General features: G+C 37.4%; 12 protein-coding genes. 10 read left to right on the top strand and 2 right to left on the bottom strand.

Annotation, left to right across the window (positions count from 1 at the left end; all coding sequences use genetic code 11):
* Window positions 1–3: 3 nt before the first annotated feature.
* From JOE23_RS06465 to JOE23_RS06450, 4 genes are all read left to right on the top strand, one after another.
* Window positions 4–393 carry a TlpA disulfide reductase family protein gene (locus JOE23_RS06465; protein ID WP_204436731.1) on the top strand — a complete coding sequence of 130 codons (390 nt, stop codon included), beginning with the start codon at window positions 4–6 and terminating at the stop codon, window positions 391–393.
* Window positions 394–910: 517 nt separating this feature from the next.
* Window positions 911–2,023 (top strand): alanine dehydrogenase, encoded by a 1,113-nt coding sequence (ald, locus tag JOE23_RS06460; RefSeq protein ID WP_204436729.1) that lies wholly within the window; start codon window positions 911–913, stop codon window positions 2,021–2,023.
* A 451-nt stretch (window positions 2,024–2,474) separates the two neighbouring features.
* Window positions 2,475–3,962 carry a TPM domain-containing protein gene (locus tag JOE23_RS06455; protein WP_204436726.1) on the top strand — a complete coding sequence of 496 codons (1,488 nt, stop codon included), beginning with the start codon at window positions 2,475–2,477 and terminating at the stop codon, window positions 3,960–3,962.
* Between the two features lie 20 nt (window positions 3,963–3,982).
* Window positions 3,983–4,663 (top strand): PspA/IM30 family protein, encoded by a 681-nt coding sequence (locus JOE23_RS06450; protein ID WP_204436723.1) that lies wholly within the window; start codon window positions 3,983–3,985, stop codon window positions 4,661–4,663.
* A 47-nt stretch (window positions 4,664–4,710) separates the two neighbouring features.
* Here the strand turns inward: JOE23_RS06450 and JOE23_RS06445 are convergent, their stop codons facing one another.
* Window positions 4,711–5,736 (bottom strand): hypothetical protein, encoded by a 1,026-nt coding sequence (locus JOE23_RS06445; protein WP_204436721.1) that lies wholly within the window; start codon window positions 5,734–5,736, stop codon window positions 4,711–4,713.
* 496 nt (window positions 5,737–6,232) lie between these two features.
* Here JOE23_RS06445 and JOE23_RS06440 point away from each other — a divergent pair, with 496 nt between their 5' ends.
* Window positions 6,233–6,706 carry an LURP-one-related/scramblase family protein gene (locus JOE23_RS06440; RefSeq protein WP_204436719.1) on the top strand — a complete coding sequence of 158 codons (474 nt, stop codon included), beginning with the start codon at window positions 6,233–6,235 and terminating at the stop codon, window positions 6,704–6,706.
* 123 nt (window positions 6,707–6,829) lie between these two features.
* On the opposite strand, the gene JOE23_RS06435 is transcribed toward JOE23_RS06440, so the two are convergent.
* Window positions 6,830–7,735, bottom strand: coding sequence for an NAD(P)/FAD-dependent oxidoreductase (locus JOE23_RS06435; protein ID WP_204436716.1), 906 nt, complete (start codon window positions 7,733–7,735; stop codon window positions 6,830–6,832).
* Window positions 7,736–7,979: 244 nt separating this feature from the next.
* On the opposite strand from JOE23_RS06435, the gene JOE23_RS06430 reads away from it, so the two are divergent.
* From JOE23_RS06430 to celB, 5 genes are read left to right on the top strand one after another with little or no spacing between them, the layout of a single operon-like run.
* On the top strand, window positions 7,980–8,294 hold the full coding sequence (locus tag JOE23_RS06430; RefSeq protein ID WP_204436714.1) for a PTS cellobiose transporter subunit IIB: 315 nt from the start codon (window positions 7,980–7,982) through the stop codon (window positions 8,292–8,294).
* A gap of 16 nt (window positions 8,295–8,310) precedes the next feature.
* Window positions 8,311–10,311: a PRD domain-containing protein gene (locus JOE23_RS06425; protein ID WP_204436713.1), complete on the top strand. Its 2,001-nt coding sequence runs from the start codon at window positions 8,311–8,313 to the stop codon at window positions 10,309–10,311.
* Between the two features lie 12 nt (window positions 10,312–10,323).
* Window positions 10,324–10,647, top strand: coding sequence for a PTS cellobiose transporter subunit IIA (locus tag JOE23_RS06420; RefSeq protein WP_204436711.1), 324 nt, complete (start codon window positions 10,324–10,326; stop codon window positions 10,645–10,647).
* Between the two features lies 1 nt (window position 10,648).
* Window positions 10,649–11,149 carry a hypothetical protein gene (locus tag JOE23_RS06415; protein WP_204436709.1) on the top strand — a complete coding sequence of 167 codons (501 nt, stop codon included), beginning with the start codon at window positions 10,649–10,651 and terminating at the stop codon, window positions 11,147–11,149.
* The gene (celB, locus tag JOE23_RS06410; protein WP_204436707.1) at window positions 11,139–12,491 is read left to right on the top strand and encodes a PTS cellobiose transporter subunit IIC; all 1,353 of its coding nucleotides are present in this window, start codon (window positions 11,139–11,141) and stop codon (window positions 12,489–12,491) included. Before JOE23_RS06415 ends, celB begins: the two co-directional genes overlap by 11 nt.
* The last annotated feature ends 89 nt before the right edge of the window (window positions 12,492–12,580 follow it).

Here is a 12,580-nt window from a genome sequence, read left to right as displayed (position 1 = left end):
GTCATGGATAGAACCGTTATTTTAGAGCAATTAAGTGAAAGATTTGGATTGCAAGATGTGAATAAGATAGAAATGATTTATTTCTGGTCGCTAAGCTGTAAGCACTGCAAGCAGATTTTCAATCAACTACACAATCAACACAGTGATTCAATTATAACGATTCATGTCCCTTTATGTGAAGATGATCGCGATATCGATAAGGTTAATCAGTTTATAAATGATCAGGCGATTAAGCTGCCTGTTTATTTTGACCATGATCATGACTTTTTCGCACCGTTTGATTCGATTTATTTACCGACACTGGTTGTACTAGAAAAGGAACAAGACGGTATTTCAAAAATGATTTATATTGATGAAATCGAAGAAAAACTGAAGACAAAGTTAGCTAGTTAACTAATATCGCTTTTCTTGCAACAGTTGAGGATACAGCTTGCTTCTCCTCGCGTTAGCAAAGATTTTAATAAAGAAGTGGAAATGACTAAGGGAAAATGTTAAAGTGCGAAAAGTAAGAAAAATGAACCCATTCGCTGAATGTCAAACGAATGGGTTCATTTTTCTCATTAAAGGAGTATGCTTGATCTTGGTAGATTCATCAAGTTTACTATTTACAGATTCTATTGTTCATCACAGATAACCGTCCGTAAAATAAGCGCTCAAAAAGAGAGTAGAGCTCATCTATTTAGGCGGGAGCTAACGGAGGCCTCTTGATTCACTCAACGACAATCAGTAGGAAAAGAACAAAAAAGCCTACTGATTGAAGGTTTGTTTTATAAAAATAAAGTCGTTTAGTCATTTGACAGATATTCAGACATAAGGCTAGCGGCTTAGGAGAATAAGTGTTAAATTAAATTCATGTGAAAATATTCACTAAATTAAATGAGTGTGCACTTAAGTTCAGGAGGGATTGGCTATGAGAATTGGCGTACCAAAAGAGATTAAAAATAATGAGCGACGCGTGGCGATAACACCGATGGGGGTTAAGCTGTTAACACGCCAAGGTCATCAGGTTGTTATTGAGTCGAGGGCGGGAGAGGGAGCCGGCTTTATCGATGAGCAGTATCAAGAAGCTGGAGCGGTGCTTTCGATGTCGGTAGAAGAAGTGTGGGCAACCGATATGGTGATTAAAGTGAAAGAGCCTCAAGCAAGTGAATATCGATTCTTTAGGGAGGGTTTAATTTTATTTACTTATTTGCATTTAGCTAATGAACCGCTATTAACAGAAGCACTAAGTCAAGCGGGAGTGACAGCAATTGCTTATGAAACAATGGAAGAGGAAGATGGTAGTTTACCGATACTGACTCCAATGAGTGCTGTTGCCGGCCGTTTGTCGGTTCAATTGGGTTCCTATTTTCTACAAAGTCCTCAGGGAGGAGAAGGGATATTTATTGGTGGTGTGCCTGGTGTTGAGAACGGAAAGGTCGTTATTATTGGCGGGGGCGTTGCAGGTCAGAATGCTCTGCAAATAGCAAAAGGACTTGGGGCACATGTAACGATTTTAGATGTAAAACTTAATGTGCTACAAAAAATAGAAGAGGTCTATGGACAAAGTGTCGTCACTTTAATGTCTAATGAAGTAAATATAGCCAAAGTGATTACTGAAGCAGATTTGGTGATAGGTGCTGTCTTAATCCCGGGCTCAAAGGCCCCAACTCTTGTAACTGAAGAGATGGTGAAAACGATGAAACCGGGGTCGGTCATTGTAGATATTGCGATTGATCAAGGTGGAATTTTTGAGACCGTTGATCGAACCACATCACATGACGATCCCATTTATATAAAACATGAGGTATTGCACTATGCGGTTCCGAATATGCCCGGTGCTGTACCGAAAACATCCACGGTAGCATTGACTAATGTAACCCTTCCTTATGCCTTACAGATTGCTAACTTAGGCTTAGTGGAGGCATGTAAACAAAATCGAATGATATATACAGGCATGAATATCTTTAAGGGGCATATAACGAATCAAAATGTTGCACTTGCTTTTGAGAAAGTCGATCGACCATTATCTAAATTACTATAAGGGCATGAGCGGTCGTCACAACAGATGCTCTTTTCATCACGGCTAACCGATCGTAAAACGCTCGCCTTAAATAGAGAACAGCGATCATCTATATAGACGATCGCTAACGTCCTGATTCAATGAACCTTCAATTAGTGGGAGAAGAACGCCCCATACGGATTGAAGGTTTATTACATATGTTTGCAGAAAAATATTTTTACATGGAAGTGGGAAGTTAATAAGTATAACCTCAAACGTGCTAACAGAACGAACGGCTTCGTTAGGCAAGGAAGGGGGAGCATTTCTAGGTTTTTACAATATAAAATAAGTCCCTTTTAATCACCATTAAAATCCCAGTATGGCAGTGCTCAAAATAGGTTGGATAGCTATTCTTATGTTGACACTTCCTTTCTCGTATGCTAATTTTTAGGTAAGATAAAACGGCTAGGACATATGAAGGAGTGAGTGTTTTATGGGTAGAGGAGGAAAGAGCGGAACAAATAAGAGGAGTGGCTCTTTTGGTGGTAATCGAGGTAGTGCTGGGCGAAACCGTGGAGCAAGTAGTTCCACATCGAGTAAGCCGAAAAGCAAAGCAAGCAGCTCTACATCAAGTCAGTCGAAAAGCAAAGCCTCTGCATCTATAAGTTCAGGGAGGAGCAAAGGAAATTCTGCTTCATCCTCTAGTATAGGAAGAGGTAAAAGTGCGAGTACGTCAAGTGCCAGTAAAAACAGGCAATCTGGATCAACCAACAGGGGAAGAGGTAAGGAAACACCTACCAATCCTGGGCGAAATAAAGTCGATACAACTGCTCATGAAAAAAGAAAAGTAGATAAAAAGAAACAGCCTAGTAAAAGTAGCGTGAATACGTTAACACAGAATAATAGAAAGAGAAATGAGACCACATCTAGAAGAGAGGATACGAGAAATCGGTCTTGGTTTGGTAGAAATAGACACCGAGATTATGATTATGGATATTATGATGAGCCTGGTGGCTATTATCGTCCGGTTCGGAGACGACGCTTCTTTTCAAACCGCTACTCAGACCCTTATTACCATCGTGATCAGCATCATCACCATCATCACTCTGATCAGTATCATGAAGGTTCGCAATATAGAGAGGGTTCAGAAAGAAGAGATTATCGTGACGATCGGAGACCACCCCGTCCTCGAAGGCAACGAATGGGGTGCTCAAGAAATGTTGGTATTGTTATTTTAGTACTGCTTGGTCTTGCTGCTGTTTCAATGATTTTCTCAGCGATAACGGATTCTGGCGAAATTACCTCCTCAACAGTTGAGCGAGAACCTTTGCCTTCTGGGGTTGTGGACGAAACAGATTATTTCACGGATCAGCTTGGGTGGATTGATAACCAAACGACAATGCTCAGAGGATTACGACATTTTTATAATGAGACAGGTGTGCAGCCTCATGTTTACATTACCGATCATATAGCTGGTGATGTCGATCCTTCAATGGCTGAGATAGAGGCTTTTTCAAATGAGTTATATGATGAATTATTTACGGATGAAGCCCATTTGTTATTGGTCTTTTTCGAACCGACTCCTGGAGAGTATGTCAAGCACTATGTTGTAGGTACCCAAGCTCGAAGTGTAATCGATACAGAAGCTGGTGATATATTGTTTGATTATGTAGAATATTACTATGAAGATAATATCAGCAATGCAGAATTCTTTAGTCTAGTATTTCAAGATACAGCAAATCGTATCATGGAAGTGACCACGTCACCGTGGATTGATATTGTCACTGCAATTGTTGTGATAGCTATACTAGCTGTGGCATTTGTTTGGTGGAAGCGCCGGCAAGAACAAAAGAAACTAGAGGCAGAACGATTAGAGAAAATGTTAAATACTGATATAGATACTTTTGGTCAATATGAAGCAGAAGACTTGTCAAGCAAATATCAAGATCAAGAAGAGAATAATACAAACCAACCATCATAATATTTTAGGAGGAATTAAACATGTCAATCTTAGCACGATTTCAAGATATTATAAGTTCTAATATTAATGCAGTACTTGATCGTATGGAAAATCCTGAGAAGATGATTGATCAGTATTTACGAAATATGATGAAAGATTTAGCGGAAGTTAAAGAAAATACAGCTAGCGTGATGGCAGAAGAAACAAAAGCAAAACGCCAAGTTGATGATAATGATGCAGAAGTTAAAAAGTATACAGAACTTACCAAAAAAGCACTTACGGCTGGTAATGAAGCAGATGCTCGTGTTTTCTTGAAAAAGAAACAAGAATTAGAGGATATTGGGGTTGGCCTAGCAAAGACATATGCTACCGCACATGAAAATGCCAGTAAAATGCGCCAAATGCATGACAAGCTAGCTTCTGACATTGAAAAACTAAAAGGTCGTCGAGCTATGCTTAAAGCTCAAATCTCAGTAGCGAATACGCAAGAGAAACTTAATGATATGACTAAATCAGCTGGTAAAGCACAGGGAGCCATGTCTTCTTTCCAACGAATGGAAGAAAAAGTAACGCAACAATTAGACGAAGCGAATGCAATGGCATCATTAAATGAGAAACCTGTTGATGAAGCAAAAAGCCTTGAAGAAAAATATGCTTTAGATCAAAGTTCTGCTGCAGTAGAAGATGAACTTGAGCGTTTAAAAGGTGAAATGGGTTTATAAGCGTTTGAATAGTTAGTAGGTGAAGGAGGGAGTGCGCTTCCCTCCTTTTATTTTATTTGAAAAGAAGATAATAATTTAGCTTTAAAGCGATGGTGTTTTTTCTTTGCGGATATTTGTTGTTGCAAATAATAAGTGGATTGAATCAGTCCGTGTGTAGTAATTGCTGAAGCAAAGGCGATCGTACCAAGTTTACCACCGGCATTATCGATAAAAGGTTGGCTATATTTGAAGAGTACGGCAGCAATAAGCGCCACAACAATCATGTATCCTTCATTAGGAATACGTTCATGACTTGACATACCAGCAAAGCTAGCACACATAACCATTAAGGATAAAACATCTTCTGAATGAGCGTGAATCGAGGTTAATAATAAGGTGCCCGAAAGTGAAACGATAGCCGAGCTAAGTACAGGGCTTAGTTTAACACGATGAATGAAAAATGTCGTTAAGACAGCGGCTAGAATAGCATAAAAGATAAGTAGATGAAGAATCTCTTTAGAAGGCATACGCGCATTTAAAGGGTAATAACCTGTTATAAAACTGGTCATTAAGGTGCCAATCAATGCGATTGCTCCAAGTTTACCTCCGAATCCATTAAATAGCGCTTTGGAAAGTATATAAGTGATGCCGGTTAATAGACCGGCAAGTAGAATGCAGAAGAGGTTTGGCAAGAAGGTTGAACAACTCATGCCTACAAACGCACCACAGTACAGGGCGTTTTGGTAATTAGGTAAAAATAGTGCTGAGAACATGCCGACTAAAGCGGCAGCTAAAATCGGACCAAGGTCAAAGTCAATACTCAGGGTATAGGTAATAATTGAACCGATGATTACTAAGCAGACATGTAAGCAATCATCTTTTGTCCACTTCTGCCTCGTTTTAAATACGTGAGGATTGTACGTTAACCATTCCCTTCGTTTTACAAACAGTAAGGGAAAAATTAATAAAGTCATAGGCAATAATAAGATGAATCGACTTCCGTATAAATACATTTCCTTTAGACTAGCAATAAGTAATAAGGTAGTGACAAGGGTTATTCCTACGTAGCTTAAACGAACGCCTCTTATATTCATATAAAAATACCCCCTTTTATATTTTGTAGATAATAAAGCTGTGAAAAAGTTGTTTAGATCGAACTTGTTCTTCTAATTTAATACATATAACCGTCCTTAAAACCCCACCTCAAAATAAAAATAGAGGTCAATTGATTACCGGCCGCTAATGTCCTGTTCCCTCAACACACCTGCAATCAGTGGGTGGATAAGATCGTAGACTAAAACCGCCACATCTTTAAGAAGGATTACAGACTAAGCCCGCCACGTCCTGTGGCAACGTCTGCATGACCTACGTTCTGTAGCCCTCCGCTTGAAGCTTCGTTTATGATAATTTAAAAGTGCACCTGTACATATTTTAACATATTTGAGAATTGACATCCATAATTGTTGTGCGTTTTTAGTGTGCTTTAATACCCGTAAAAATAGCTCTATCTAAATCCCTTGTTCGTATTTTATAATGGAAAAGGCAGGCTCGCGTATTCAATGGATAGAGTAAATAAGAAGGAGGATAAAAATGAATCGATTATACATGAAACAGAAAGTATTTAGTTTAAGTGAACGATTTACCATTAAAGATCAGAATGAAACCGATAAATACTTTGTTGAGGGAAGTTTCTTTAAAATCCCAAAGACGTTTACGATTAAAGATGTTAATGAAAACAAAGTCGCACGAGTAACTAAAAAAATATTTAGCTTTTTACCCAAGTTCTTTGTTGAAGTTGATGGGAAGGAGGAGCTAATGATTCAAAAGCAATTCGCATTCTTTAAAGCGCGATACCGTATTGAAGGGAAAAACATTAGTGTACGAGGTGACTGGTGGGATAAACATTTTGATGTGCTCAGCAGAGACCAAGTTATCGGACATGTTAACGAAAAATGGTTTACATGGGGCGATACTTATGAAATTGATGTAGAAGATGAAAGCTTTGAACAAATCATGATTGCCTTAGTCGTAGCCATTGACTTTGTAAAGCAAGAAGCAAGTTGATCAGCTAATAACCATCGTTAAATGGTCTCTACGTATGAATATAAAGTGAAGTTATCAATCAGCTGACTTTATCAACATTTTAAAAAGAGTGATTGAAATCAATGTTCAATCACTCCAGTTAAGTTATTGGAAGCATGCTGTCGTTAAATCACTGTTGACGCCCATTGCTGCGCGAACACCGTGAGCGGCTGCAACAATTAATTTTGCCGGATTGACAATCGCGCTGTCACCTGCAGCATAAATACCATCAACGTTTGTTCGCCCTAATTGATCAACAACTATGCCACCATCTTGATTCAATTGACAACCCAACTCAACAGCTAATCCATTTGGCTGTTTTGGGTCTGTTGATACGAAGCCACCATTTCTATTCAGTTCTATCCCACTTTTAAAAATAATCTTCTCTAATTGTCCTTTTGCACCAACTAAATTAATAATCTGATCTTTTTGGATTTTGATGCCTTTTTTTTGCAAGCTTTGTTCATCTGCCTTTGGTAAGTTATTGGTTCCATTGGTACAGACGATTAAGTCTTTACTCCAATGGTAAATAAGCTTTGCCATATGTCCTGCATCTTGCTTTTCAGAAATGAATACGAGGGGTTGGTCTCTTAGTTCCCACCCATTGCAATAAGGACAGCTAAATATACTTTCCCCATAGTAATCCTTAATCCCATTTATGTTAGGTAAAGTTTCTTTTAGACCGGTAGCTAAAATAACCTTTTTACTCGTATAGGTTTGTCCATGCGTTGTTTCTAAAGTAAAACAGGTTGAATCGGTTGGCGTGATACTAACGATCGTTTCGTCTTTTCGTTCAATTGATGGATAATTATCAATATCGAGCTGTGCCAAATTTCTGAAGCCTTTAGGTGAAACACCATCCCTAGTAATAAAACCGTGAGAAGCATGGGCTACGAAATTCCTTGGTTGTTTATCATCAAACATTATTGCCTTTCGTCTTGCACGCCCTAACACGAGCGCCGCATTTAATCCGGCTGGTCCACCACCTACAATAATACAGTCGAAAATCATTCACTACACCTCATTTATTATTAATTGGTTCAATACGAGTTGTTGCATATGTATGGGAGCAGTTTTAGTTTGTGTCATTGTTTAAAAGATATACGGGCCGATTATTTTTTCTTGGAAAGACAAGGAAATATAGACTGAACATATTCTATGAGAAGACCGTTACGCAACGGTAATTCGTTATCTATTAATTGTAAGCGCTTTATTTTATAGTGGAATTAACTACAAGAAAGGAGGGGGAAAGATAATGAAGAAAGCTTTAATCATTTGTGCAGGAGGTATGTCTTCATCTTTAATCGCCAAAAAAACCACAGATTATCTGCAAAGTCATGGTCAGAAAATTGAATTGGATGCAACTAGCCAAGCACAAGGAGCTAAGATGATAGAAAAAGATGAGTTTGATCTATATTTGGTCAGCCCACAAACAAAAATGTATTTTAATAGTCTAGAAAAAGCAGCCAATAAAACAGGAAAGCCAATTGTTAATATTCCACCTCAGGCATATGTTCCAATTCTAATGGGCATTGAAAAAATGGCAAAATTAGTTGAAGATAATATCTAAAAAAGGTTGGATGAATGTGCTCAATCAAAAAGAATTATCAATTTTAGATTTTTTCTATCAACACGGTGCTTATTATTTAAAAAGTAAAACGATTGCTCATTATTTAGGTGTAACAGAAAAAACCGCCCGTAAGTATATTAGGCAACTCAATAGCTGGCTTGATGATGAAGTTGCTGAGGTTATATCTGTACCAGGACATGGCTTTATTCTTAAAGTCTATGATCAAAAAGCATTCATCGATTTTTATCAACGAAATAAGCAAGCATTAGAGGAAAAACTAGATATTACGTCAATAGAACAATCTAAAGACCGTCAGTATGTGATTTTAAAAAAGATATTCTTTGAAGATGAAGCTCTTTTTATAGATGAAATTCTCATTGAATTGGCGATTGCCCACTCTACGTTACTCAATGATTTAAAAGATATAAACAGGCAATTAACTCCCTATGATTTATCCTTAAAAACGAGTAAAAAAATAGGGATCTATATTACTGGAGAGGAACAGAAAAAACGTCATTTTATTATGAATTACTTCTTTGTTGAACGTTTGCAAAATAATTTGAGATCTCTTGGTGAAATATCTAAGTTATTAACTACGATTAGTTCAGAAGAAATCTTATTGATTGTGATAGATGAGTGTCGAAGTGCGAATTTGACATTAAGTGATACGGTCATTTTAAATATCGTTACACACATTGCTCTAGCTTTAAAAAGGGTGGAAGAAGGGTATCAAATTAATTTTGATCCCTCTTTTAATCCGGAAAGTAACGTGAATGAATATCAAGCCGCTATCAAAATAGTCAATCGCTTACGGAAGCGGTCATCTCTGGAATTACCTGATGAAGAGATTTATAATATCGCTCTTCATTTAAAAAATAAACGTGCGAAGAGTGATTTTAGTGCAATTGATGCAGAAATACAAACAATAAAAGACAAAATCATCGATGTAATAAGACGAATGGAAATAGAATCTGAGGTGCCCCTTGCTGAAGACCAGATTTTGCTAAATGGGCTAATTGATCATTTTTCACCCTTTTTAACACGCCTGAAAAACAATAATGCCTTAGCTAATCCATTATTGGATGAGATTAAAGCAAAGTATTCAGCTGTGTTTGAATTGACAAAGAAACACTTTTCTGAAATGACAGGCTTAAATCAATTTATGATCTCAGATGATGAGTGGGCATATATTTCTTTACATGTTATTGCAGCAATGGAAAGAAATGTGGCTGAGAAAAAAATGGAGACACTCGTCATTTGTGCGACGGGCTTAGGTAGTTCACAAATGTTAAAAGTGCGATTGGAAAATGAATTTAGATCAAAGTTAAATATTGTTGATGTAATTAGTTATTATCAAATCAATGATTTATCTTTGAAAAACATCGATTTGATTGTATCATCTATTGATTTATCCAATGTTGTTTTTAAGATCCCTGTTGTCAACGTGAGTGTGCTTTTAAATGATAAAGATATTAAAGCCATTAATCAAGTGATAGGCACACATACAAAGATGATGAAGAAAACCAATCCATCATTAGGGGTTGATTCGAAGTGTGTCACTCCATTGGTCGATAGGTACTTTCATTCAGAATTATTTATGATATCGGAACAAGTGACGGATCGAGAAGAAGCGATTGAGTTTTTAATTAATCAGAGCATCAAACTTGACCAGAGTATTAATAAGGCCTTTTTGAAAAGACAGCTTAAACTTAGAGAACGTTTTAGTACTGTTGTATTCTCAGACTACGTAGCTATTCCCCATCCATTAGAGGGTATATGCAATCACCCGTATGTTGCGATCTTAATCACTCCAAACGGGATGAGTTGGGATGAAACACATGAAGATATAAAATTAACCATGCTCATGCTCCCTGACCGCTTAGGGAAGCATCAATTGGATGAGGTGAGTAAAATGCTTTTACCCCTCATTGAAGATGATGATAGACTACATGAGCTTATTAAAGCTAAAGATTTTGCCGGTTTTAGACAGAAACTCATTTTACAATTAACAGAGTGAAGGGGACTTAAAATGGATTCAACAAAAATTCAAGAAATTGCATTTCAAATCATTTTAAATAGTGGTGAAGCACGCACCTTAGTCCATGAAGGATTTAAGGCGATGAGAGAGGCGGATTTTATCGAGGCACGAACGAAACTAGAGCAAGCAAATGACAGTTTAGTTAAAGCGCATAGCATTCAAACCCATTTATTACATGAGTACGCGAATGGTGTAGAAATTAATATAGAGGTGATTATGGTTCATGCTCAAGATCATCTAATGACAACAATGACATTAAGGGAAGTCGCATTAGAAATGATGATCTTGTACCAAAAATTAGAGGGGGAGAGATAACGTGGTAGCTAGAGAAAAGATGGCTCTTAAACATATGAAGTATAATCGCTATATTTTATTACGCTATACGATAGCTGGTTTTTTCTTCGCTAATTTAAACTGGTTTATATTTATGTTACCCAGTCGATCAATTGTGATGGTGATCCCGTTAATTATGCTTTTCTTAGCTTTATTGCCTATACAAGAGTTATTAAAATTATATAGTCAACCAGAGGGGGGCACGCTTAAAAAGACGTCGATTTACTTTGTTGCACAGTTAGTGGTTAATGGATTTTTAATCAGTCTAGCTATTCATTCACTTACGTTTTCAATCACCTTTCCGTTTATGAATGTCAATCTGTATGGTGTATTAGGAACAATAACGGTTTTAATCGTAGGAATGACGCTAAGTTTACTGTGTTTGAAAAAGATAAAAGCTATTCATCTAAATCATGACCGGGGATATAAGCTGTTTCTTAACTTTAAAAAATCAATGAAAGCGAGTGGGTCATATGGGAAGTGAAAATAATAAACTGTTCGGCATGCTAGAAAAATATCTGATGGGACCATTAGGTAAGGTGGCACAATATAAAGTCGTTCGTGGTATTATGGGCGCTGGGATGGCCTCGATCCCCTTTACTATCGTAGGTTCTATGTTTTTAGTCTTTAATGTCTTACCTTTAACCTTTCCATTCTTGGAGAATTTTTTCGATGCATCGTTTTTTAGATTCAGTGATTTATACATGCTAGCTAATGCGACAACCATGGGTTTATTGGCTTTATACTTTAATATTAGTTTAGGTTATGAGTATGCCAAAATCATTGCTGAAGAAGAAGATTTAAATATGAGTGGATTAAATGGTGCGCTTCTATCCATGTTTGCTTTCTTTATGACCATTCCTGAACTGATATTTGAAAATGGCGTGGTGACGCGTGTCAGTGAAATAACAGACGATACAAATATTATTAATGGTTGGCGAATTGGCGCTGATGGTGTTGAGCGTCTAGGTACAGTGGGTATCTTTACCGGAATTATAATGGCGATCATTGCAGTCAATTTATATAAGCTATGTGTAAGTAGGAATTGGGTAATTAAGTTGCCAGAAGAAGTCCCTTCAGGTGTCTCGCGTGCCTTTACAGCATTAATTCCTGCATTTATTGTAGCATTTGTTGTGCTCATTATTAATGGTGTTCTCGTTATCTTTAACACAGACGTATTCCAGATCATTCAAGTGCCGTTTGGTTTTGTAACCAATCTAACTAATACGTGGTTGGGTATTATGGTTATCTATTTTTTAGTACATGCACTATGGTTAGTTGGGATTCATGGGGCCAATATTATTTTTGCTTTAATTACTCCGATTACACTTTCGAATTTAGCAGCAAATGCTGCCGGTGCAAACATTCCGCTAGCTGGTGAGTTTAACAATGCTTATGTTACCGTAGGTGGTTCAGGTGCAACATTAGTCCTTACATTCTTTATTGCTTTTTTAGCACGATCAGAACAATTAAAAGCAATTGGAAAAGCTGCAATGATTCCCGCCCTATTTAATATTAATGAACCGATTATTTTTGGTCTTCCGTTAATTTACAATCCGTTTTTAGCGATTCCATTCTTCTTAGCACCAATGGTCAGTGCATCAATTGCCTATTTTGCAATTACACTTGAATGGATTAACCCGATTATTGCGTTGTTACCTTGGCCATCACCAGTAGGTATTGGCGCATATATTGGTACAGGTGGAGATTGGCGGGCAGCCATTGTAGCATTTATATGTGTGGCGGCGGCTTTCCTTATTTATTATCCATTTATCAAAGCATACGATAAGAAATTAGTGAAAGAAGAACAGGGGATGGCTGCATGATCAAGGTTTCATATCTGTCAACCCATAGATAATTAAGGGATATTTGGCTAACAGCAAACAAGCCCAATATTTGCGCGGTTATCATCATC

The organism is Amphibacillus cookii, assembly GCF_016908375.1.
Lineage (GTDB): Bacteria > Bacillota > Bacilli > Bacillales > Amphibacillaceae > Amphibacillus_C > Amphibacillus_C cookii.
The sequence above is the reverse complement of the archived record's forward strand: the minus strand, read 5'-3'. Positions and strand labels throughout refer to the sequence as shown.

Coding starts and splice junctions, on each gene's coding strand:
- JOE23_RS06465 (WP_204436731.1), top strand. CDS start 4: ATGGATAGAACCGTTATTTTAGAGCAATTAAGTGAAAGATTTGGATTG.
- ald (WP_204436729.1), top strand. CDS start 911: ATGAGAATTGGCGTACCAAAAGAGATTAAAAATAATGAGCGACGCGTG.
- JOE23_RS06455 (WP_204436726.1), top strand. CDS start 2,475: ATGGGTAGAGGAGGAAAGAGCGGAACAAATAAGAGGAGTGGCTCTTTT.
- JOE23_RS06450 (WP_204436723.1), top strand. CDS start 3,983: ATGTCAATCTTAGCACGATTTCAAGATATTATAAGTTCTAATATTAAT.
- JOE23_RS06445 (WP_204436721.1), bottom strand. CDS start 5,736: ATGAATATAAGAGGCGTTCGTTTAAGCTACGTAGGAATAACCCTTGTC.
- JOE23_RS06440 (WP_204436719.1), top strand. CDS start 6,233: ATGAATCGATTATACATGAAACAGAAAGTATTTAGTTTAAGTGAACGA.
- JOE23_RS06435 (WP_204436716.1), bottom strand. CDS start 7,735: ATGATTTTCGACTGTATTATTGTAGGTGGTGGACCAGCCGGATTAAAT.
- JOE23_RS06430 (WP_204436714.1), top strand. CDS start 7,980: ATGAAGAAAGCTTTAATCATTTGTGCAGGAGGTATGTCTTCATCTTTA.
- JOE23_RS06420 (WP_204436711.1), top strand. CDS start 10,324: ATGGATTCAACAAAAATTCAAGAAATTGCATTTCAAATCATTTTAAAT.
- celB (WP_204436707.1), top strand. CDS start 11,139: ATGGGAAGTGAAAATAATAAACTGTTCGGCATGCTAGAAAAATATCTG.